The organism is Pseudomonas simiae (assembly GCF_900111895.1).
GTDB lineage: Bacteria > Pseudomonadota > Gammaproteobacteria > Pseudomonadales > Pseudomonadaceae > Aquipseudomonas > Aquipseudomonas simiae.
In genome coordinates, this window is the sequence record NZ_FOKB01000004.1 from 617,925 (window position 1) to 639,455 (window position 21,531).

The window sequence follows — 21,531 nt, forward strand, 5'->3', positions numbered from 1 at the left end:
TTCAGATCAGATGATTGCGCTGGGCGAACTTGGACAGGTGCACCACCGAAGACATGCGCAGCTTCTCCTTGAGTCGCGTCTTGTAGGTGCTGATGGTTTTGTGGCTCAACAGCATATCCTCGGCGATTTCCTTATTCGTCAGGCCTGTGGCCAGTCTTTGCAGCACCGTCACTTCGCGGTCCGACAGCGAATTGACCAGCTCTTGCTCAGTGGTCTGCAAATCGTCACGGCGCACTGAACTGGTGGCCACGCTGGGGAAGCAGCTGTAGCCGGACCGGATCGCCCTGATCGCCTTTTGCAACTCGTCCAGTTCACCCGTCTTGGCCACAAAGCCCATGGCCCCGGCGCGCATGCAGCGGGTGGAGAAGAACACGGCCAGATAGGAGGTCAGCACCAGGATCTTGCAAGGCAGTTCCAGCGCCTTGATCCGGCTGATCACCTCCAATCCGCCAAGCTTGGGCATGGCCAGGTCGAGAATGATCAGATCCGGGCGCCGCTCACGCGCCAGCTGCATGGCATCGGCACCATTGCCCGCTTCATAGATTTCATCGAAGCCTTCTTGCTTCAACAGGTACTTCACGGTGGCGCGGATAAAAGGGTGATCATCCACAATTAAAGCTTTGCTCATAAGACTCCCCGAGGGATCAGTACGCTTACATATCACACGGGACCTATCTACCTGTGAAAAGTAACAGTTCCGACAAACGGTGCTGATAACTCTGCATGACACTACAGGTAGTAAAGACCCCTCCTTTTGATAAATCACGGTCAATACGTTGAGCTGCGCCTTGGTTCCTGAGGCGCAAGGGCGCAACCTTAACAACGGCGCGGCTTATCAAATGAAGGGATAATCTCGATTGATTGTAGGACTTTTCCTCGCAGTAGCTTAGTCCGCTTTGCACGGGATAACGCCTGACGGCCGGGAACTACTCGGTGGTACTCGGGCTCCAGAATGCCTGCACCACCAGGGTCGACATCGAGATTCGCGCTACCAGCGCATCCAGTTCGTCACCGTCCACCGACGTGACGGCCAGGGTCGCTTCGATCTCCACTTCTTCCGTGCCGAAGGGGCGCACGTCCACGTCGCTGGCCGGGTAGTTGCAACGTGCCAGCTCTGCTTCCAGCAAGGCCAGCACGGCTTTCTGCTGGGTACGCCGGGCGATCACATACAGGATGTTGGTGACCTCTGCCGATACCACGTCCAATGGTTGACGGTTGATGTTGTTGACGATCGGGCGCAGCAAGGTGTTGGCGGCCAGCACAAACAGCGTGCCCAGCAGCGCTTCGAGGACCAGGTCGGCACCCGCGCAGGCCCCCACTGCCGCCGATGCCCAGAGGGTGGCCGCCGTGTTGAGCCCACGCACGTTGCCCTCCTCCCGCATGATGACACCGGCACCGAGAAAACCGATGCCCGAGACCACGTAGGCCACCACCCGCACCGCGCCTTCCGCGCCACCGAGCCGGCTGGCCATGTCGACGAAGATCGCCGCGCCCACCGCCACCAGCACGTTGGTACGCAGGCCCGCCGTGCGCTGGCGGTACTGACGCTCGAAGCCGATCAAGCCGCCGAGGACAAAGGCCGCAGTGAGGCTGACCAGGGTGTCGACCAGGGATTCGAGGTTGATGTTGTTGATTGCTTGCATAGGACATCCTCCCTGCTTATTGCCAGCCAAACTTACGGATGTAGTAGCCCTTCACCGCCTGGGTCAGCGCCATGTACGCCAGCAGGATCACCGGCAGGAATACGAAGTACAGCGACGGCAGCGCCTGCAACTTGAAGTAATGCGCCAGCGGCCCCATCGGCAGGAAAATGCCCACCGCCATGATCACGCCGGTCATCACCATCAACGGCATCGCGGCACGGCTTTGCAGGAACGGAATTTTCGGGGTGCGGATCATGTGCACGATCAGCGTCTGGGTCAGCAGCCCCACCACAAACCAGCCGGACTGGAACAGGGTCTGGTGGTCGGGGGTATTGGCGTCGAAGACATACCACATGAGTGCGAACGTGGTGATGTCAAAGATCGAGCTGATCGGCCCGAAAAACAGCATGAAACGGCCGACATCTCCCGGCTGCCAGCGTTGAGGTTTGCTGAGCATTTGCGCGTCGACGTTATCGAACGGTATCGCGATCTGCGAAATGTCATACAGCAGGTTCTGCACCAGCAGATGCATCGGCAACATCGGCAAAAACGGGATGAACGCACTGGCCACCAGCACCGAAAACACGTTGCCGAAGTTGGAGCTGGCAGTCATCTTGATGTACTTGAGCATGTTGGCGAAGGTGCGCCGGCCTTCCAGCACGCCCTCCTCCAGAATCATCAGGCTCTTTTCCAGCAGGATGATGTCGGCGGCTTCCTTGGCGATATCCACCGCGCTGTCCACCGAAATGCCGATATCAGCAGTACGCAGCGCCGGGGCGTCGTTGATGCCATCGCCCATGAAACCCACCACATGCCCGTTGGCCTTGAGCAAGCGCACGATGCGTTCCTTGTGGCTCGGGGTCAGCTTGGCGAACACATTGGTGGTTTCCACGGCCTTGGCCAGTTCGGCGTCGGTCATGGCCTCGATGTCGTTGCCCATCAGCAGGCCCTGTTGCTCCAGGCCCACTTCGCGGCAGATCTTGGCAGTGACCAACTCGTTATCACCGGTCAGCACTTTCACTGCAACGCCGTGGGCTTTGAGCGCCTTGAGCGCAGGCGCGGTGCTTTCCTTGGGGGGGTCGAGGAAGGCGACGTAGCCGATCAGCGTGAGGTTGTTCTCATCCGCCAGGCTATAGGTGTCGCGACCCGGTGCCATCGGCTGCGCGGCCACGGCGACCACGCGCAGGCCTTCTTCGTTGAACGCGGCAGTGACCTGGCGGATGCGCGCCAGCAGGTCTTCGGTCAACGCTTCATTGACGTCGCCATGGCGCACGTTGTTGCACACCGACAAAATCTCTTCCACCGCGCCCTTGCAGATCAACAGGTGCGGCTGGCCTTGCTCAGCGACCACGACGGACATGCGGCGACGATTGAAATCGAACGGGATCTCATCGACCTTCTGGAACGCCGTGCCGACTTTCAGCTCGCGATGCACCTCCACATGCTCCAGCACCGCCACGTCCAGCAAGTTTTTCAAGCCCGTCTGGTAGTAGCTGTTGAGGTAGGCCATTTCCAGCACATCGTCGGACTCTTCACCCCACACGTCCACATGGCGCGCCAGGAAAATCTTGTCCTGGGTCAGGGTGCCGGTCTTGTCGGTGCACAGCACATCCATGGCGCCGAAGTTCTGGATCGCATCCAGGCGCTTGACGATGACTTTTTTGCGCGACAGAAACACCGCCCCCTTGGCCAGGGTGGACGTGACGATCATCGGCAGCATTTCCGGGGTCAAGCCCACGGCAATCGACAGCGCGAACAGCAGTGCTTCGGTCCAGTCGCCCTTGGTGAAACCGTTGATGAACAGCACCAATGGCGCCATCACAAACATGAAGCGGATCAGCAACCAGCTGACCTTGTTGACGCCGTGCTGGAACGAGGTGGTCGCACGGTCAGTCGCGGTCACACGCTGGGCCAAGGCACCGAAATAGGTGCTGTTGCCGGTGGTCAGGATCACCGCCGTCGCCGCCCCGGACACCACGTTGGTGCCCATGAACAGGATGTTCTCCAAGTCCAGCGGGTTGCGGGTCTTGGTGTCCTGCTGCTGGGCGAACTTCTCCACCGGCATCGACTCACCGGTCATCGCCGCCTGGCTGACGAACAGGTCCTTGGCGCTGAGTACTCGGCAATCGGCAGGGATCATGTCCCCGGCCGACAGCACGATCAGGTCACCCGGCACCAATTGCTTGATCGGCAATTCGATGCGCTTGGCTTCATCGCGGCGTAACACCGTGGCGGTGTTGCTCACCATGGCTTTCAGCGCATCGGCGGCCTTGTTGGACTTGGCCTCCTGCCAGAAACGCAGCAGCGTCGACAGCACCACCATGGAGAAAATCACCGTGGCGGCCTTCATGTCTTCGGTCAGCCAGGAGATCACCGCCAGCAAGGTCAGCAACAGGTTGAACGGGTTTTTGTAGCAGTGCCACAGGTGCACCCACCCTGGCAGCGGCTGTTCGTGCTCGACTTCGTTGAGGCCGTATTGCACGCGCAGAGCGTCAGCTTCCTGGGTATTCAAACCCTCAGAGTGGCTGCCCAGCGTGCCGAGCAACTGCACCGCACTGCTGTTGGCCGAAACCACCAGGGTTTGCGCCAGTGTCGGCGGCACTTCGCGGCTGACGCTGGCGTCGGTCACGCTATCGAGCATCGCCAGGCGGCGGAAATGCCGGGCGATGTGCCGGGTCCGCAGGAAGCCGGCAAAGAACTCTTTCAACAGAGTCAAGTTCATGGTGTTACTCCTGCGCGAGGAAGAAACCGTCGTGCAGGTACCGCCGTCTGCACCGCGCCCGTTTTATAGGCACAGCCAGCGTGGCCCGCCTGCCGCAAAAGGCAGGCGCGTCCGTAGCATCCCGAGGTGAACCGGGTGCTGGTCAGCGTCGATGAGAGGGATTCGGGCAGGTGCCAGGACTGGCCGCTGCCGGGATGCCGCTTCTCGCTTTTAGTGGCGAGACAACGGCATCGGAAAAATGCGCGTTACCTTGCCAAGCCTGTGCCGGTTACCGAAACCGGCCGACTACTGTCACTCGAACAAGTACCCACTGAGGGTCTCCGCTATTGATGAAAACGCGCGAAGCTTACGCCCCGATGATGGGAGAGTAAACCGTAGGAAAGTGTCCGCATGGGGAATAAGAAAATTCTTCAGGATGGGTTCAGGAAGGCGCATCCACTTGATCCCGCTGAACCGACGCCAAGTAATCACCCACCTGTCCACCTGTCAGCGCCTTGACCTGAATCGAAACCCGGTTCACCTGGCGGCCCAGGGTGATCCCCTCGCGGGTGCGTACCTGCACATAGCCAAGCTTTGGCCAGAAGCGCTCCGCCTTGGCGTTGCCGATGACCACTGTCAACCGCAACCAGTGAGCGCCATTGCGAACCGCCCAGGCTTCAAGATCCCCATGCAGTTGCTGCGCCAGCCCAGTGCCATGCAAGCGTGCATCCACCAGCAACAGCCCGATATGCCACACGCCAACGGCCAGCAAGTCCGCCGCGATGTTCACCACCGCGACCAGCCGGTTTTCCACATCGCGGTAACCCAGCCAATACATCCGGCTGCATGCCCACCCTGCGGGCAACTGTCCCTGCAATTCTTCATGCGCTTCGGTCGCCGTGGCCGGCTCGCCGTTGACCGCAATGAAGTAATCCGGCGCCCGCTCGAAAAACCGCTGCAGCTCCTGCTCATCACTGCTGTCCAGCTCAACGACCTGAATGCCCGCGACAGAGCACCCCGGCAACAGCGGTGAATCAACGTCCATGTTCACTCGCCCTCAATCGTCCCGCGTCAGTACTTCCAACAACTCAATCTCAAAACGCAGATTGCTGTTGGGCTTGATATGCGCACCCATCGATCGCTCGCCATAGGCCAGATGCGCCGGCACGAACAAGGTACGTACACCGCCCACCTGCATGCCCATCAAGCCCAGGTCCCAGCCCTTGATCACGCGCCCGGTGCCAATCACACACTGGAACGGCTTGCCGCGCTCCCAGGAAGAATCGAACACCGTGCCGTCTTCCAGGGTGCCGGTGTATTGAGTGGTGATCAGCGCGCCCTTCACCACGGTTTTGCCGGTGCCGGGGCGGATGTCGGTGATTCGGAGTTCTTCGGTGCTCATAGGGCGCTCGTTGACGGTACAAAAGGGTGGGTTTTCCCAGAATCGGGTGGGTTTGGCAAGTGTGAAGGTGGAACCGTCGCTGGAGGGCATGCACTCGAGTTAACGCGGTGTCGTTCAGGGGGTTTGTACCTCTGCGGCGAATCCTTCTCCGTAGATTCGGGCTGGACAGAGCCCTGCTTCAGGGGAGCAATTGATACCGTGATAGCCATTTGTAATAGAACCCAAGCCAATTTCAACGGAGGCTTTACCATGCATGACTACCCAATCTACAAAGCCGAACCATAAAAGAAAGAGACTACAACTCAAGGGGAATCACCTGACTTTCAATTAAACATTCGGTCGCCTCTTATAAACGCCCAACCGACTCCCGGTTGTATAACAATAAGAGGTCACCGCCATGAGCGAACCAGCAAGCCCCGCCCGCGTAGCAGTCATCCAACTGGACCCTCAGGTTGGCATGAACAACCGGTCCAGCAACCTGCATCAAAGTCTTGCACTGGCGACCGAAGCTGCAAACGGTGGAGCCAACCTGATCGTACTGCCCGAGCTCACCAATTGCGGGTATTTCTTCAGCAGTCGCCAGGATGCCTTTGATCATGCCGAGCTGATTCCAGGCGGCGAAAGTGTGCGGGCATGGATAGATTTTGCCTGCAAACACCAGGTGTACCTGGTGACAGGCCTGTGTGAAATAGACGGTATGCAGTTGTTCAACACAGCTGTGCTGCTAGGTCCCGACGGGTTCATCGGCAAATACCGCAAGGCACATCTATGGAACCTGGAAAAACTCTGGTTCACTCCGGGTGATACCGGATTTCCAGTATTTGAAACACCGATAGGCCGTATTGGCTTGCTGATTTGTTGGGATATCTGGTTCCCGGAGGTGCCACGTATTCTCAGCCAGCAGGGCGCCGATATTATTTGCAGCCTGAACAATTGGGTATGGACGCCACCGCCGCTATTCGATGAGGCAGGCAAATGCATGGCGTCGTACCTGACGATGACCGCCGCCCACGTCAATAACGTGTTTATCGCTGCCGCCAGCCGCATCGGCGAAGAGCGTGAAGCGCGTTACCTCGGATGCTCGTTGATTGCCGGAACCAACGGCTGGCCGATTGGCGCGGTAGCTTCAGCCAATCGCCAGGAAATCCTGTTCGCCGACGTTGATATCACCAGCGCCCGCAGTGCTCCGATCTGGAACAGCCTCAATGACCTGCAGCGTGATCGACGCATTGATCTCTACGATCAAATGCTCGGCTACTCCCGACACCCTGCCCTTCCACGCTGATCGGAGGGCGCTATATGAAAACCTTCATTACCGAAACGAGGGCCCGCCGGTCCAGGGTAGATCTCACCGTCCTGATGTTGGGGTTTGCCAGCATGGTACTGGTGCTCTGGGTGGCGCTCAGCAATCAATGGTCATGGCCGGGCTACGCCGAAATGGTTGCAAGCCTGCCCCATCCTGTTGCCTGGCTTCGATGGATAGTCGGGGATATCAGCGAAGTAGCCTTCTATAAGCACGAATTGGCATCACTCGGTTTGTTGAGCGGCGCCTACCTGGCATGGTGGGCGAGCAAGCACGGTAAAGCCTGGCAAGGATTTTCTATTTCCTACGGAACAGGGCTATGGCCTTGGCTGGTGACAAGTTCACTGCTGGGGCTAATGCTGAGTAATCTTCTGTGGGGCTGGAGCGTCACTGCACAGACCTGGCAGCCAACGTTTGCGGCATTCGTCTCGTTACCGGCAGCCATGGTGCTGATGTTCGGCGGTGGCTGGAAAGTTGCTGTAAACGGTGCTGTATTGGGCGCATTGCTGGTGACACCCATTTGCATGCTGATCGTGAACTTCGTATGCGTTCCACTGGGTCTTCCAGTGGTGATCGGCAACGTGGTGGGCATGGCGATCGGCAGTGTCATTGCGTTTGTACTGTGTCGTCGAGTGCCGTCGTTGGTGAGTTCTGACTACATAGCCCCCGCCAAGCCAGCACCCGCCAGACCGCCCACTTACGGTATTGTTTGGAGCCTGCGTCGGGTGCTGGCAGATTTTTCCGAAGCGCCTTTTTTCGGCAACGAGCTCGCCAGTCTCGGGTTGCTGGCAGGTGTGCTGGTGGCCTATGCACTGAACCCGATCAGCCCGGCGTATGGATCAGGCCTGGTCTTGCCCCTGCTGGCGGCCCAAGCGTTGACATCGGCGTTGGGCGTCGCGATCTGGCGAAAACAGTGGATGAAACGAGGCTGGTATCCGACCTACGTTCCGCTGGTCTCTGTAGTCCCGGCGGCTGTATTGACCCATGGTGGCAGTTGGACAGTCATCGCTTCAAGTGCACTGCTCGGGGCGCTGATCGCTCCGCCACTGGCCTCTGCGATTGCGGGGCGCTTGCCCGTACACTTTCATCCGTATATAGGCAATGTCACTTCCATGGCGTTGAGTACGTTGATGATAGTGCCTCTGGTAGGCTGGTTGATCAAGATGTAGATCCTCCCCCACGCTGCACTATTCATGCAGCGTGGGAACAGCGTTTACCCTCTTACAACCACCGCCAAAACCGACTCCAAAACCCCCGCCCCAAATCATCCTTGCACCGCGCATATTGCGCCGCATACATCTGCGAACGCGCCTGTACCTTGCTGGCCACTGGCGGCAACCACGCCTTCGCGGCATAGGTGCGCTGGCGGTAGCCGCCCCAGCCTTCGTGGTAGTTCAGGTACTGGCCGTAAGCGTCGTATTTGTATACGCCGTTAACGGTGTAGGTCTTGTCCATGTACCAACCGACAAAGTCGATGGCGTCGTCGAAGTCCTGGCGGCTGGCGCCGCTGCGGCCAGTACTCTTGCGGTAGTCGTTCCACACCTCGTCCTTGGCCTGGGCGTAGCCGGCAGCGGTGGAAACGCGGCCCCAGGGGATGATCCACAACAGGTATTTGCGTGGGGCCAGGGCGTCCTGGTGGAAGCCGGACTCCTGATACATGATGGCGAACGGCACCTGGATCGGCACGCCCCAGCGTTTTTGCGTGACTTTGGCGGCGTCGTACCAGTCGTCCTTTTCGCGGAAGATACCGCAGAGGTCATTGGGCGTGCGTGGCGGCGAGGTGCCGCACGCCGCCAGCATGGATGTGAGTAATAACAGTCCGACAGCTTTGCCTGCACTCAAGGGGCACCTTTGCGGGATACGCGTAAAAGGCCGGCATTTTACCCATTCATTGAGGTTGATGCCGACCTGTCATCCGCACCTGCCCAACTGATCCAGCAACCGGATGGCTGCCGACGGTGGCAGGTTTGATGCCGGCGAAAAGCAGCGTCCTTGCTGCACACGCCGTTAAGCCAACGGCACTCGACGCGTGGTCAGGGCCATGCGTCCCACAAAGAAACTCAGCGCTGCGCCCAGCAGCAACATAGCCAAGGTGCTCCAAGCCGCACGGGAGAGTTGTTGAGCCGCCACTTCACCGGCTTCACGGGCTTTCTGCTCGGCCTGCTGCTTCAACTCATCGACCTTTTGCATGGCTTGTTGGTAAGCCTGGGCATAGTTGTCGACGATCTGCGTGGCCTCTGCCTTGCTCTTACCGGTGCGGGCAGCAACGATGTTGACCAACGCGTCTTTATCCGCAGCATTCAACGCAGGCTCACCAGACGCTTTGACACGCTCGAACCATTGCTTCAACTGATCGCCCGCCTGGGCCGGGTTGATCGCAGCGTCGGTGGCGGTCTGTTTGCCATCGGCGGCGGCCTGATCGGATTTCTGTTCGACGTTGGCCGGGTCCAGCTCAGGCTTGCCGCTTTGCTTGAGCAAGGTGTCGAGTTCACCTTGCAGGCTGTTCCAATCCAGCTGGATGCCCTGCTCGTTCAGTTGCTGCTTGACGCTGTCGCCAATGCCCGGCGCTGCCGCCGCGATGCCGCTTCCGGCTGCCGACAGGCCCTTGCCCACCACATTACCGGCGGTGCCGACGACACTGGCGGCCAGCCCGGCCAGCAGCCAAGTAGTGAGCAAGGTGGTCAGGGTCCAGGTGAGCACGCCGTGCAGGCCGCCACGATCCGGGGCGGTCCGCCCAGCCACAAAGGCCCCCACGCCGATTGCCACCAGCGTCGAGACGAACAGCCAGATCCCCGCGCCCGTGCCAAAACCGCTGAGCGGGTTGCCCGCCTTCATCGGGTCGACAGCGCTGGCACCGATGGCCGTTCCCAGCACACTCAGCACCAGGTAGGTCACCAGCGCAATTGCACTACCGGCCAGCACGGAACTCCAGGACACGCGAAACAGCGAACGGTTGGCTTCATAGACAGTGGTCATGTTCGATCCTTTTACAGTGATTGACCATTTCAGTCTGGCGAGCCTGCGGCTTGCCGTCCCCGCTCAAATGCACCAGGTCATCTAGTGCATTCGTACCCCGTATTGCGGATTTTCTTTGCACTATCCTGAGGTGCGGATGTCGTACTTTCCATGCGCCCAAAACCCCGGAGATCTCATGACCCAGGACGTTCTAGCCAAAGAAACCAACCGTCGCCAACTGCAGCAGATCATCTCCGGGCTGTCCGACGGTGTGATTCTGGCCGAGATGGATCAAACTATTCTCTGGGCCAACGAAGCAGCCCTCGCCATGCATGGTGTGGGCGACGTGATGGGGCTAGGGGCCGATGGCCAGCAATATGCCAAGCGCTTCGCCCTGCGCTACCGCAACAACCACCCAATACAGCCAGAAAACTACCCGTTGGCCCGAGCGGCCGGGGGCGATGAATTCAGCGACGTGGTGGTGGAAGTCACGCCCACTGCCGATGAAGAGAAAACCTGGGTCCACCGCCTGCGCAGCCTGGTGATCACCGACTCCCGTGGCGAGCCTGAATTACTGGTACTGATCCTCAGCGACGCCACCGAATGGGCCAGCGCCGAACAGCGCTTCGAAAAAACCTTCAACGCCAACCCGGCGCCGGCGGTGATCTGTCGCCTGAGTGACTTGCGTTACATCAAGGTCAACCAGGGTTTCCTGGAAATGACCGGCTACAACCGCGACCAGGTCATCGGTAAATCCGTCTATGAGCTGGATGTGCTGGAACAGGCCGAACGCAAGGACCTGGCCATCCAGCGCCTGGGTGAAGGCGCCACCATCCCGCAGATGCAGGCCGAGCTGCGTTTGCCTGAGGGCGGCAGCAAATTGGTGATTGTTGCCGGTCAGCCTTTGGACATGAACGAAGAAGACTGCATGCTGTTTTCGTTCATGGATCTGGAGCCGCGGCGCAAAGCAGAAATCGCGCTGCGCCAGAGTGAGGAGCGCTTCGCCAAATCCTTCCGCCTGACGCCCGTTCCGACCCTGGTGTGCAGCGCCAGCAACCGCCAGGTAGTGGATATCAACGAAGCCTTCATGAGCATCACCGGCTACACCAGCGAAGAGCTGATCGGCAAGTCCATCGAAGACATCAGCTTTATCGACAGCCCCCAGGCGGGCGCGCAGTTGTTCACCACCCTGGAAAAAGCCGGCAACCTCGACGGCCAGGACCTCAAGGTGCGCAAGAAAGGCAATGAGGTGATCGACTGCGTGGTGTCCGCCGACACCGTGATCATTGAGGACGTGCCGTGCTACCTATTGGTGATGATGAACATCACCGAACGCAAACGCTCCGAGCTGGAGCTGGTGGCGGCCATCGAGGAAGTGATGCAGGACGCCTCGTGGTTCAGCCAGACGCTGATCGAAAAACTCGCCAACGCCAAAAGCGTCAACAGCCCCAACAAGCCGAATATCGCCTACACCGACCTCACCGCCCGTGAGCGTGACGTGCTCGGCCTGATCTGTGAGGGCCTGGCCGACAAAGAGATCGCCTCACGCCTGACACTGGCGCCCAATACCGTGCGTAACCATGTGGCCACGGTGTATTCGAAATTGGGCGTGCACAGCCGCAGCGCGGCCATCGTTTGGGCCCGTGAGCGCGGGCTGTTTGCCGGGGAATTGCGTGTTAAGAAGTAGGCCATGAAAGTGCAAATGCACTAGTGTGGCTAGTGCGAATTCGCCTTATTGCAACGCGAGGCGCGCCCTACCCTTCAGGGAACGAACATTTTGCCCTGAAGGAACTTGCATGTTTACCCTCTCGCAACTGCGAAATTGCATCGAAGAAGGCCTGTCGCCACTGACGTGTGAGTTCACCCTGTGCAGGGACGCGTCGCTGACCCTCAAGGTCTACGACGCCGAAACCGGCCGGGTCGACCTGGTGGTGACCGGGATCAGCACCAATCGGCTGCAAACCCCGCAAGAAGTCGAAAAGATGGTGGAAGAGTTGCGGTACGAACTGCACAGCAACACCATGGGCAAGCTCACGCTGGATGATTTGCCTTTAACGACGCCCCGATGAAATAGAACACCCCGCCCCCGACAATGAACGCTCCCAGCATGTAAAACATGTAGTGGGCCGGTAGGCTGGCCAGCACTAGCCCACACAGCACCGGCCCCAGAGCCGCCCCCAGGTTGGACAGATTCTGCGCCCCGTAGTACATGCCGCGCAGGTGGTCCGGGGCAATTCGGTCGATAAACATGTACTCGGCCGGAAACACGATGATCTCCCCCACCGTGAACACCGCCATCGCCAGCACCCACCACAACACACTGGTGGACAGCGCGAATCCGACGATTCCCAACATGAACATGCCCAGACCCGCGATCAGCCACTGGCCCAGGTAGCGGTGCGAAATACGCCGCCCGATCACGTATTGCAGGGTAATCACCAACACCGCGTTGGTGGTCAGCACAGCGCTGACCACGGTGTAGGTGTATTCGGCGGTGGTGGTGGTCACCAGGTATTGCGACAGCCACGCGGTGAACTGACCGAACACCACGGCGCTGAGCACGCCGCCTAGGGTGAAGCAGACCAGGCGATGATCCCTTAACAACACCCGGCCGACGGCAAGGAACGGCACTGGCTTTTGCGTGGCATCCACGGTCGTCAGAGTACGGTCGCCCCAGCGCCAGTACAGCAGGAAAAAACTCACCCCCAGCAGCGCCGAAAGGATGAACGGCAAGCTGATATCCAGCTTGGCAATCATCGCCCCGAAAAAAGGCCCTACGGCATAGCCAATATTGGTCAGGGTGTACTTGATGGAAAACACTTCGCTACGTGCATCTTCGGGCAACAGGCTGGCGAAGCCGGCTTTGACGGCGATATCGATTACCGCGTAAGCCAGGTTGATCAGGATCAGGCAGCTGTAGAACGCCCAGATATTCCGCGCCAGCACGGTGCCGATGAAGCCCAGCACAAACAACACGCTGAAGGCCAGCAGCAACCGATAACTGTTGATACGGTCGACCAGAAACCCGCCATACACGCTGAGCAGCGAGCCGACGATCAGCGAACTGCCGATCACCAGACCGACCTGTGTGATATCGAGGGCGAAGTGACTGGTGAGGTAAATCACCAGGTACGGAAACGTGATTGCCTTGGCCAGCGTGAGCAGCAACGTGGCGGACAGCAGCAGGTTAACGGTGCGGGGGTAGTTTCTTATTGTGGCAAGCATCCTGCTCTCTTTCCTTGAAGGTAACGCGGACTTTTCAGCCGGTTACCTTAACTCAAGAACAGGGCAGAAATGCAAGGTCATTTCTTGACGGGCGTGATCTCAAGGATGGTGCCGTTGGTGGTCTTGAGCAGCACGAATTTATCGCCCACCCGCGCCCACTGGCTGTCTTCTTCAGGCTGTTTGAGGCCGCGTTTTTTCCAGTCGCTGACAGCCGACTCCTTGCGCATCAGGATATCAGGCGCACGGTCGCCTTCTTTCAGGTCGCGGGTGTTGATGTTCGAAGGTTGCACGGTTTCCTGAGGGGTATCACCGGCCTGCACGACGAAGCTGGCGGTGGACAGGCTGGTGGCGACCAGCAGGCAGGCGAGTAGGGATCTGGACTTCATGGGTGCTCCTTCAATGAATGGTGCGTACCCAACTTCGGACCGCTAGCGCGCATGATCATTCAATCAAGCCTCACACCCAACCGCTTGAAGGACGGCATTGCCTGCGTGAAATAAATCCTGTAATTTTTCATGAAATTTATCGAAATAAATTTCATGACCCCACAAGAAGAACTCGCCACCCTCGCCGCGCTGATCCACGACCTGCGCAAGCACAAAAAGCTTACCCTCGCCCAGCTCGCGCAAAAAATCGAGCGCTCGGTGGGTTTCCTGTCCCAGGTCGAGCGCGGCCTGTCACGCCCGACGGTGGCGGACCTCACCGCCATCAGCCACGCGCTCGATGTCCCGACCACCTACTTCTACAGCCAGCCCAAGCCCAAGGCCGTGGACTGGATCACGCGCCCCAACGAGCGGCGCACGGTGTATTACGCCAATGGCATCACCGACATCCTCGTCTCGCCGAGCATGAACGGCGCCTTTTCGATGCTCGACAGCCTGTTGGCGCCCGGTGCCAACAGCGGCGAACAAACCATGAGCGACCGCGCCGAGCAGGCCGGTTTTGTGCTGGAGGGCGAGTTGACGCTGTGGGTAGAGGGTGAGGCCGACTCCGTCACCCTCGGCCCCGGCGACAGCTTTCACCTGGCCAGCTTTGCCCATTGCCGCTACGCCAATCTGACCGACCTGCCCGCCCGCGTGTTGTGGGTTTACAACTAGGAGCTGCACCCGTGAAAAGCCATGCCTCCACGTTACTGGCCGAAGTCCGGACCTTTCGCCAGAACCATCCCGACGTGCGTTATGTCGACCTGATCGCCCTGGACATTCCCGGGCATTTCTACGGCAAGCGTTATCCCATCGAGATGCTGGAAAAAGTCGCCGCCGGCAGCCCGTTGAAGCTACCGCAAAACGCCGTGCTGCTGGGGGTCCAGGGCGGGCTGTTCAAGATTGGCGACTATTGCTTCAACGACGGCGACCCGGATGCCAACCGCCGCTTGGTGCCGGGCACGCTCAAGCCGGTGAGTTGGGAATCGCAGCCATTGGGTCAGATGCTGATCACATCAGACGGCACCGAAGCGCCCATCGAATTCGAACCCCGTGAAGTGCTGGCCAAAGTGCTGGAGCGCCTGCAGCACAAGGGTATTCACCCGGTGGTGGCGTTCGAGCTGGAGTTTTATCTGTTCGACAAAAAACTCGACAACGGGCTGCCGCAATTTGCTCGCGACCCACTGAGCGATGACGCCGACGACCAGCCCAACCTGCATATCGAACGGCTGTCGCGCTTCAGTGAAGTGCTGGACGACATGGCGCAAACCGCCAAGGACCAGGGCGTAGACATTACGGTGATAACCGCTGAAATCGGACCCGGTCAGTTTGAGATCAACTTCGGTCACCTCGACGATGGAATGCGCGCCGCCGACTGGGCCGCCCTGTTCTGCCGCAGCACCCGGGGCGTGGCGCTCAAGCACGGTTACCGCGCCAGCTTCATGGCCAAGCCCTACCTGCAATACCCCGGCAGCGGCATGCACGTGCATGTCAGCCTGTATGACGGCGCGGGCAATAACCTGCTGGCGGCGCACCAGCAGCAACCGTTGCGCCATGCCGTGGCCGGTTGCCTGGAATTGTTGCCCCACTGCATGCCGATCTTCTCGCCCAACCACAACGCCTTCCGCCGCCTGGGCGCTACGGTCAACGCCGCCACCCGTGCGAGCTGGGGTTTTGAAGACCGCGACGCGTGCGTGCGCATCCCCGAGTCCGACCCACGCAACCTGCGCATCGAGCATCGCCTGGCCAGTGCCGATGCCAACCCGTATCTGGTGCTGGCGGCGATCCTCGTCGGCCTGGAGCACGGCCTGGAAACCAAGCACGAACCCATCGCCCCGCTGAACGAGGACCGCAGCAGCGGCACTGACTTCCCCCTGGAAATGCTCGACGCCGTGCGCGCCATGCAGCATCAACCGGTATTGCGCGATAAGCTGGGCGCCGAATTTGTCGACGTGTACTGCGAAAACAAACGCCAGGACCATCTGGCCTTCCAACAAGAGATCCACGCGCGGGAATACCGCTGGTTTCTCTAACCGCCACTGGAATCACCGATGACCGACCAAAGCGCCCCGGCCCTCAAGGACATTTTCAACGTCGAACGCCTGCAACACATCGCCAATGAGATGACGGCGGTGTACCCGGCGTTCGATGCCAAGGGCTTCCTCAAGCACGCCAAGGCCGGGTTGGCCGAGTTGTCGGTGATGCAGCGCATGGCGCGGGTCAGCGAGAGTCTGTACGCGGTGATCCCGCTGGACTATCCGCAGACCCTCAAGGTGCTTTACGCGCTGGCCCCGCGCCTGAACAGCGCGTTTGTCAGCCTGTTCCTGCCGCATTTCGTGGCGAGTTACGGGCTGGATGACTTCAAGCGCTCCATGGCCGCGCTCAAGTACTTCACCACCTTTGGCTCCGCCGAATTCGCCATCCGCCACTTTTTGCTGCACGATTTCCCGCGCACGCTGGCGGTGATGCAAGCCTGGTCGCTGGATGACAACGAGCACGTGCGCCGCCTCGCCAGTGAAGGTTCAAGACCGCGCCTGCCGTGGTCATTCCGCCTGGCCCAGGTGCAGGCTGACCCTGAGCTGTGCGCGTTGATCCTCGACAACCTCAAGGCCGACAGCAGTCTCTACGTGCGCAAGTCCGTGGCCAACCACCTCAATGACATCACCAAGGATCATCCGGACTGGGTGCTCAGCCTGATCGAGGGCTGGAGCCTGGATAACCCTCATACCGCGTGGATCGCCCGCCATGCCTTGCGCAGCCTGATCAAGCAAGGCAACACCCGCGCGCTGACGATCATCGGCGCCGGCGCCAAGGCCGAGGTGCAGATCCACCACCTGCAGGTCACGCCAGCGGTGATCAACCTGGGCGAACGCATCAACCTCTCCTTCACCCTCGAATCTACGGCCGCCACGCCACAGAAGCTGGTGGTGGACTACGCCATCGACTACGTGAAAAGCGCCGGCCACAGTGCGGCGAAGGTGTTCAAGCTCAAGGCGTTTACCCTCGGCGCGGGCGAGTGTCACAGCCTGCGACGCGAGCAACATATCCGCGAGTTGACCACGCGTAAGCATTACCCCGGCAAACACGTGGTCCACGTGCTGATCAACGGAGAGAAGCTAGCCAGCGCCGACTTCGAACTGCGAGACGACTGACACAAATCAAAGAAAAGGCTCTAGAACGGGCCTTTCAGCCGTAATAATTGTCGAACAATCCTGGCTTTCTCAGTTGCGACCCATTATCATCCAGCGCCTTCTCGCTACCCGTCGGGGTAGCTGTTTCAATGTGTCACCTGAGGCGCCCATGTACCGTTTTTCGTTTCACCGCCCCCTGATTGCACTCAGCCTGGGGCTTGCCGCTCCTGGCGTGTTCGCCGCGCTACAGCCCCTGGCCGAAGCGCCACTGGCCAGCGACACCGAGTTGCACTGCCACTTCAACCGTGACGCCAGTACCGACTGCACCACCACCTACCGCTATACGATCCTCAAGCCGAACGGCCGCGAAATGCTTTCGCGCATCGACTTCGATTACTCCGAGGGCGACACCTTCGAAGTGCTCAGCGCGCAGTCCACCCAGCCCGGCGCCAAGCCGGTGGCCCTGGATGCCACGCAAATCGACACCCGCACCGCGCCCAACCCGGACCAGGGTTTCAGCCGTGATAAGCAGACCTCCCTGGCCTTCCCCAACCTGCGCGTCGGCACGCAGATTCGCTACACCGTGCGCGAGCACCACGCCGCCAAGCCCTTGATGACCCAGTTTCATTACGTCCTCAAATTCGGCCCCAGCCCGGCGCGGCGCGACCGGTTCAAAGCGCGGTTTACGGCAGAGCGCCCCCTCCAGTGGCGCAGCGAACTGTTCGAGGGTTTCAACGTAAGCGTGTCGCAGAACGGCAAGACCCTGGACGTGGTGCAGAAGACCCCGACCTATCTCAACTACATCAACGAAGCGTCCAACGCCGCGTTGTTGCGCATCCCGCGTATCGAGGTGGGTAGCGCCCTGGAGCGCCAGGCGTACTTCGGTGGTTTCGCTCAAGCCTACAACCAGATCCTCGGTGCCAACCTGCCGCCGCAAAGTGCTGCAGCTGTAAAGGCCGTACGCGGTTTGGCGCCGGCGGAACAGGTGGCCGCGTTGATGCAGCACATCAACGATCACTACCGTTACCTGGGTGATTGGCGTGCGACCGAGCGCGGCTATGTGCCGTTCAACCTCGATGAAATCGAGCAGCACGGTTATGGCGACTGCAAGGACCTGGCAATCCTGCTGACCGCCTTGCTCAAAGCCACTGGCATCAAGGCCGAGACCGCCTGGGTCAGCCGTGGTGATGTGGTCGAATCGCTATTGATCCCCGGCACCCAGGCGCCGAACCACGCGATCGTGCGCGCCGAAGTGGACGGCCAGGTGTGGTGGCTCGACCCGACCAACCCGGTGTTTGCTCCCGGCCAAGTCATGCCCGACATCCAGGACCGTTGGGTGCTGGTCAACGACGCGCAGGGTCAAGTGCGCGAAGAACATATCCCCCTGGAACGTCCCGAAACCACCCTGCGCCTGGACAAACAGGTGCGCTACGACCAGCAAGGCGCCGGCACCACCCAGGCCACGATCACCTTCAGCCGCCTGCCGCTGATGCAACTGAGCGTCGCCGACCGCCAGCAAGGCAGCACCGCGACCGACCAGGACATCTGCGCCAACTTCGGCAACGAGATCAGCGACTGCCACATCACCCGCGCGGCCACCGGCTTTGTGGTGCATGACGGGTATACCGTCACGGCGCAGATGAATGACCAGCGGGCGCTGGAAAAGCTGGCGAATGACTATGTGTACAGCGATGAATCGCTCAAGGGTCGTTGGGATGGCTTTATCAACTATCGCCGACAAGGGCAGCAGGCCGAGCTGGATCTGGGTAATCCGCAAACCCATGACTACACCATCACCCTGAGCGGCGGGCAGATGGAAAAAACTATCCCTGGCTGCCAGGTGCGCTCGCCCTGGTACGACATGGATCTGGAGGGCTCACGACAGGCTGGCGGGTTGCGCTACCACTATCGCCTGAGCCAGAAGGTGCGATGGTTGGGCCATGACGAGATTGTCAGCACGGCGTTCGGGAAGATGATTGAGGATGCGCGGGCTTGCGCGGAGCAGGTGCATCAGGTGGTGAAACTCTAACGCGGCTACAGGGGTTCGCCGAGCAACAAACGTTGCTCGCGCGCACACAATTCCACCACGTAATCCCACAACACCCGCAACCGCACCGACTTGTGCAACTCCCGGCGCGAGCTGATCCAGTAGCTGCGCTGGATCCCCTCCCCCGGCAGCAACGGCACCAATTCCGGATCGCCCGAGGCCATGAAGCACGGCAACACTGCAATCCCCAACCCGGATCGCGCGGCCTGGTGCTGGGCGATCACACTGGTGCTGTGGAACACCACCTTGGGGTTGCGGCAGAAACTGCTGAGGAACTTGAGCTCCTGGCTGAACAGCAAGTCGTCCACGTAATCGATCCACGCATGTGCCGCGAGGTCTTCGCGCTTCTCAATCGGTGGGTTGCGGTCCAAATAAGTGCGGCTGGCGTAGAGGGCCAGGCGATAATCAGTGAGTTTGCGTGTGACCAGTTGATCGACACTTGGACGCTCAAGATGGATGCTGATTTCCGCTTCGCGGTTGAGGATGCTGACAAAGCGCGGCACCGCCACCAATTCCACTTCCAATCCGGGGTAGCGATCGAACAGCCCGCCCATGCGGCTGGCGAGGAACATCACGCCCAACCCTTCGGCCACCCCGAGGCGGATCTTGCCCAGAGGCGCGGCGGAGTGGGTCAGTTCGTCTTCGGCCAGCAGCGCGACATTTTCCATGGCTTCGGCATGCTTGAGCAGGGCTTCGCCGGCGGGGGTCAGCTCGTAGCCCTGGGCATGCTGCACAAACAGTGCGGTGCCGAGGCTCTTCTCGATGGCCTCGATGTGCCGGGCCACGGTGGCATGCGTGGTTTTCAGGCGTTGCGCGGCGGTGAGCAGGCGGCCGCTGCGCTGCAACTCGAGAAAGTACCGCAGATCGTTCCAGTCGAACATAACGCCTCCATTGCATGAGCCTCGGTTACGCTGTTTAAAAACGCACAGCAGCTGGGTAAAAACTAACATTTTTAAGACGAAAACTAACAACTAGGATGGAACCATAAGAAAAACAAGCGAGGCTTGCGATGCCCATTGCTACTGCTGAATACGATTACATCGTCGTAGGCGCCGGCCCCGCCGGCTGCCTGCTGGCCAATCGACTGTCCGCCAACCCTGCTCACCGGGTGCTGCTGCTTGAAGCCGGCGGCCGCGACAATTACCCCTGGATCCATATTCCCGTCGGCTACCTGTTCTGCATCGGCAACCCGCGCACCGACTGGTGCTTCAAGACCGAAGCCCAGGAAGGCCTGCAAGGCCGTGCGCTGAGTTACCCACGGGGCAAGGTGCTGGGCGGCTGCTCGTCCATCAACGGCATGATTTACATGCGCGGCCAGGCTCAGGATTACGACGGCTGGGCGGCAGAAGGCAACGCAGGTTGGGCTTGGAAAGACGTGCTGCCGCTGTTCAAGCAGAGCGAAAACCACTTTGCCGGCGGCTCGGAATTCCATAGCGACGGCGGTGAATGGCGCGTCGAACAGCAGCGCCTGCATTGGCCGATCCTGGATGCCTTTCGTGATGCGGCAGCGCAGAGTGGCATCGCCCCTGTCAACGACTTCAATCAGGGCGACAACGAAGGCTGCGGCTACTTCCAGGTCAATCAAAAGGCCGGCGTACGCTGGAACGCGGCCAAGGCGTTTCTAAAGCCGGTCCGCCAGCGCCCCAATCTGACGGTGTTGACCGACGTGGACGTAAACCGCGTGCTGCTGGAAAACGGTCGGGCCTCCCAGGTGATCGCGCGCCAACATGGCCAACAGGTGAGCTGGAAAGCGCGCAAGGAGATCGTGCTGTGCGCCGGCTCCGTCGGGTCGCCTGGCATCCTGCAGCGCTCGGGGATTGGCCCGTCCAATGTGCTTAAACCTTTGGGCATCGACGTACTGCATGAATTGCCGGGCGTCGGTGGCAACCTGCAAGACCACCTGCAACTTCGGCTCATCTATAAGCTGGAAAACGCCCGCACCCTCAACCAGATCGCGGGCACGCTGTGGGGCAAGATGGGCATGGGCCTGCGCTACCTGTACGACCGCAGCGGCCCGTTGTCGATGGCGCCCAGCCAACTCGGCGCGTTTGCCCGCTCGGGCCCGGAACAGACGTCGGCCAACCTCGAATACCACGTACAGCCGCTGTCGCTTGAGCGCTTTGGCGAACCGCTGCACGCATTTCCGGCGTTTACCGCATCGGTCTGCGACTTGCGCCCGCAAAGCCGCGGACGAATCGACATTCGCTCGGCCAACCCGGCGGACGCACCGCTGATCCGCCCTAACTACCTCAGTCATCCGGAAGACTTGCGGGTGGCCGCCGACGCGATTCGCCTGACACGCCGTATTGTTGCCGCACCCGCCCTGAGCCAGTTCAAACCGGTGGAATACCTGCCGGGCGATTCGCTGCAGTCCGAAGAGCAATTGCACGAAGCCGCCGCGCGTATCGGGACGACGATCTTCCACCCGGTCGGCACTTGCCGCATGGGCAGCGATAAAGACGCGGTGGTGGATGCTCAACTGCGGGTGCACGGGGTGCCCGGATTGCGCATCGCCGATGCGTCCGTCATGCCGCGCATCACGTCCGGCAACACCTGTTCGCCTACGCTGATGATCGCGGAGAAGGCCGCCCAGCTGATCCTTTCGCCGACTACAAGGAACCTTGCCCCCGAGAGAGAAATGACTGCACCCGCATGACCCGTAGGACAACCGGCGCTGAGGTTGGCGCCGACAGTGGAACAAC

General features: G+C 60.2%; 19 protein-coding genes and 1 pseudogene. 10 read left to right on the forward strand and 10 right to left on the reverse strand.

The annotated features are described in order from the left end of the window. Position 1 precedes the first annotated feature (1 nt). From BMZ57_RS16215 to BMZ57_RS16240, 5 genes are all read right to left on the reverse strand, one after another. Complete coding sequence (locus tag BMZ57_RS16215; RefSeq protein WP_010211290.1) at positions 2–628, reverse strand: response regulator transcription factor; 627 nt, start codon at positions 626–628, stop codon at positions 2–4. Between the two features lie 298 nt (positions 629–926). Continuing rightward, positions 927–1,643 (reverse strand): MgtC/SapB family protein, encoded by a 717-nt coding sequence (locus BMZ57_RS16220; RefSeq protein ID WP_010211291.1) that lies wholly within the window; start codon positions 1,641–1,643, stop codon positions 927–929. A gap of 16 nt (positions 1,644–1,659) precedes the next feature. Next, positions 1,660–4,365 carry a magnesium-translocating P-type ATPase gene (gene mgtA / locus BMZ57_RS16225; protein ID WP_010211292.1) on the reverse strand — a complete coding sequence of 902 codons (2,706 nt, stop codon included), beginning with the start codon at positions 4,363–4,365 and terminating at the stop codon, positions 1,660–1,662. A 421-nt stretch (positions 4,366–4,786) separates the two neighbouring features. Next, entirely contained in the window at positions 4,787–5,389 is a 603-nt protein-coding gene (locus tag BMZ57_RS16235; protein WP_010211293.1) for a GNAT family N-acetyltransferase, read from the reverse strand. Between the two features lie 12 nt (positions 5,390–5,401). Continuing rightward, positions 5,402–5,746 carry an FKBP-type peptidyl-prolyl cis-trans isomerase gene (locus BMZ57_RS16240; RefSeq protein WP_010211294.1) on the reverse strand — a complete coding sequence of 115 codons (345 nt, stop codon included), beginning with the start codon at positions 5,744–5,746 and terminating at the stop codon, positions 5,402–5,404. Positions 5,747–5,866: 120 nt separating this feature from the next. Here BMZ57_RS16240 and BMZ57_RS29795 point away from each other — a divergent pair. The 3 genes and pseudogenes from BMZ57_RS29795 to BMZ57_RS16255 all read left to right on the forward strand — a co-directional run. Beyond that, positions 5,867–6,031, forward strand: a pseudogene (locus BMZ57_RS29795) (FAD-dependent oxidoreductase); the annotation flags it as partial. Positions 6,032–6,143: 112 nt separating this feature from the next. Further along, complete coding sequence (locus BMZ57_RS16250) at positions 6,144–7,031, forward strand: nitrilase family protein (protein WP_010211295.1); 888 nt, start codon at positions 6,144–6,146, stop codon at positions 7,029–7,031. Positions 7,032–7,045: 14 nt separating this feature from the next. Continuing rightward, entirely contained in the window at positions 7,046–8,218 is a 1,173-nt protein-coding gene (locus tag BMZ57_RS16255; RefSeq protein ID WP_010211296.1) for a hypothetical protein, read from the forward strand. Positions 8,219–8,270: 52 nt separating this feature from the next. On the opposite strand, the gene BMZ57_RS16260 is transcribed toward BMZ57_RS16255, so the two are convergent. Both BMZ57_RS16260 and BMZ57_RS16265 read right to left on the reverse strand, forming a co-directional pair. Next, a complete protein-coding gene (locus BMZ57_RS16260) occupies positions 8,271–8,891 on the reverse strand; it encodes a transglycosylase SLT domain-containing protein (protein WP_021493370.1) in 621 nt (206 codons plus the stop codon). A 165-nt stretch (positions 8,892–9,056) separates the two neighbouring features. Next, complete coding sequence (locus tag BMZ57_RS16265) at positions 9,057–10,025, reverse strand: hypothetical protein (RefSeq protein ID WP_010211300.1); 969 nt, start codon at positions 10,023–10,025, stop codon at positions 9,057–9,059. Positions 10,026–10,200: 175 nt separating this feature from the next. Here BMZ57_RS16265 and BMZ57_RS16270 point away from each other — a divergent pair, with 175 nt between their 5' ends. Then, positions 10,201–11,691, forward strand: coding sequence for a PAS domain S-box protein (locus BMZ57_RS16270; protein ID WP_069672705.1), 1,491 nt, complete (start codon positions 10,201–10,203; stop codon positions 11,689–11,691). A gap of 109 nt (positions 11,692–11,800) precedes the next feature. Continuing rightward, complete coding sequence (locus BMZ57_RS16275) at positions 11,801–12,073, forward strand: DUF1652 domain-containing protein (protein ID WP_010211303.1); 273 nt, start codon at positions 11,801–11,803, stop codon at positions 12,071–12,073. Here the strand turns inward: BMZ57_RS16275 and BMZ57_RS16280 are convergent. Both BMZ57_RS16280 and BMZ57_RS16285 read right to left on the reverse strand, forming a co-directional pair. Continuing rightward, positions 12,036–13,229 (reverse strand): MFS transporter, encoded by a 1,194-nt coding sequence (locus tag BMZ57_RS16280; RefSeq protein WP_010211304.1) that lies wholly within the window; start codon positions 13,227–13,229, stop codon positions 12,036–12,038. The genes BMZ57_RS16275 and BMZ57_RS16280 overlap by 38 nt on opposite strands. Before the next feature lie 77 nt (positions 13,230–13,306). After that, positions 13,307–13,615, reverse strand: a complete 309-nt coding sequence (locus BMZ57_RS16285) for an RcnB family protein (RefSeq protein ID WP_010211305.1) — start codon at positions 13,613–13,615, stop codon at positions 13,307–13,309. Positions 13,616–13,768: 153 nt separating this feature from the next. Between BMZ57_RS16285 and BMZ57_RS16290 the strand changes: the two genes are divergently transcribed. The 4 genes from BMZ57_RS16290 (at position 13,769) to BMZ57_RS16305 (ending at position 18,811) form a co-directional block, all read left to right on the forward strand. Continuing rightward, a complete protein-coding gene (locus tag BMZ57_RS16290; protein ID WP_010211306.1) occupies positions 13,769–14,326 on the forward strand; it encodes a helix-turn-helix domain-containing protein in 558 nt (185 codons plus the stop codon). 11 nt (positions 14,327–14,337) lie between these two features. Next, on the forward strand, positions 14,338–15,684 hold the full coding sequence (locus BMZ57_RS16295) for a glutamine synthetase family protein (RefSeq protein ID WP_010211307.1): 1,347 nt from the start codon (positions 14,338–14,340) through the stop codon (positions 15,682–15,684). An 18-nt stretch (positions 15,685–15,702) separates the two neighbouring features. Further along, positions 15,703–16,803, forward strand: coding sequence for a DNA alkylation repair protein (locus BMZ57_RS16300; protein WP_010211308.1), 1,101 nt, complete (start codon positions 15,703–15,705; stop codon positions 16,801–16,803). A 148-nt stretch (positions 16,804–16,951) separates the two neighbouring features. Continuing rightward, positions 16,952–18,811 (forward strand): DUF3857 domain-containing transglutaminase family protein, encoded by a 1,860-nt coding sequence (locus BMZ57_RS16305; protein WP_010211309.1) that lies wholly within the window; start codon positions 16,952–16,954, stop codon positions 18,809–18,811. Between the two features lie 5 nt (positions 18,812–18,816). Here BMZ57_RS16305 and BMZ57_RS16310 read toward each other — a convergent pair whose 3' ends face one another. Further along, entirely contained in the window at positions 18,817–19,710 is an 894-nt protein-coding gene (locus BMZ57_RS16310) for a LysR family transcriptional regulator (protein ID WP_010211310.1), read from the reverse strand. 128 nt (positions 19,711–19,838) lie between these two features. Here BMZ57_RS16310 and BMZ57_RS16315 point away from each other — a divergent pair, with 128 nt between their 5' ends. Then, the gene (locus BMZ57_RS16315; RefSeq protein ID WP_010211311.1) at positions 19,839–21,485 is read left to right on the forward strand and encodes a GMC family oxidoreductase; all 1,647 of its coding nucleotides are present in this window, start codon (positions 19,839–19,841) and stop codon (positions 21,483–21,485) included. The last annotated feature ends 46 nt before the right edge of the window (positions 21,486–21,531 follow it).

Bases quoted from the DNA above. Each gene is read 5' to 3' on its own strand.
- BMZ57_RS16220 (WP_010211291.1), bottom strand. From the start codon at position 1,643: ATGCAAGCAATCAACAACATCAACCTCGAATCCCTGGTCGACACCCTG.
- BMZ57_RS16270 (WP_069672705.1), top strand. From the start codon at position 10,201: ATGACCCAGGACGTTCTAGCCAAAGAAACCAACCGTCGCCAACTGCAG.
- BMZ57_RS16290 (WP_010211306.1), top strand. From the start codon at position 13,769: ATGACCCCACAAGAAGAACTCGCCACCCTCGCCGCGCTGATCCACGAC.
- BMZ57_RS16315 (WP_010211311.1), top strand. From the start codon at position 19,839: ATGCCCATTGCTACTGCTGAATACGATTACATCGTCGTAGGCGCCGGC.
- BMZ57_RS16215 (WP_010211290.1), bottom strand. From the start codon at position 628: ATGAGCAAAGCTTTAATTGTGGATGATCACCCTTTTATCCGCGCCACC.
- BMZ57_RS16240 (WP_010211294.1), bottom strand. From the start codon at position 5,746: ATGAGCACCGAAGAACTCCGAATCACCGACATCCGCCCCGGCACCGGC.
- BMZ57_RS16235 (WP_010211293.1), bottom strand. From the start codon at position 5,389: ATGGACGTTGATTCACCGCTGTTGCCGGGGTGCTCTGTCGCGGGCATT.
- BMZ57_RS16275 (WP_010211303.1), top strand. From the start codon at position 11,801: ATGTTTACCCTCTCGCAACTGCGAAATTGCATCGAAGAAGGCCTGTCG.
- BMZ57_RS16255 (WP_010211296.1), top strand. From the start codon at position 7,046: ATGAAAACCTTCATTACCGAAACGAGGGCCCGCCGGTCCAGGGTAGAT.
- mgtA (WP_010211292.1), bottom strand. From the start codon at position 4,365: ATGAACTTGACTCTGTTGAAAGAGTTCTTTGCCGGCTTCCTGCGGACC.
- BMZ57_RS16310 (WP_010211310.1), bottom strand. From the start codon at position 19,710: ATGTTCGACTGGAACGATCTGCGGTACTTTCTCGAGTTGCAGCGCAGC.
- BMZ57_RS16250 (WP_010211295.1), top strand. From the start codon at position 6,144: ATGAGCGAACCAGCAAGCCCCGCCCGCGTAGCAGTCATCCAACTGGAC.
- BMZ57_RS16305 (WP_010211309.1), top strand. From the start codon at position 16,952: ATGTACCGTTTTTCGTTTCACCGCCCCCTGATTGCACTCAGCCTGGGG.
- BMZ57_RS16300 (WP_010211308.1), top strand. From the start codon at position 15,703: ATGACCGACCAAAGCGCCCCGGCCCTCAAGGACATTTTCAACGTCGAA.
- BMZ57_RS16280 (WP_010211304.1), bottom strand. From the start codon at position 13,229: ATGCTTGCCACAATAAGAAACTACCCCCGCACCGTTAACCTGCTGCTG.
- BMZ57_RS16285 (WP_010211305.1), bottom strand. From the start codon at position 13,615: ATGAAGTCCAGATCCCTACTCGCCTGCCTGCTGGTCGCCACCAGCCTG.
- BMZ57_RS16265 (WP_010211300.1), bottom strand. From the start codon at position 10,025: ATGACCACTGTCTATGAAGCCAACCGTTCGCTGTTTCGCGTGTCCTGG.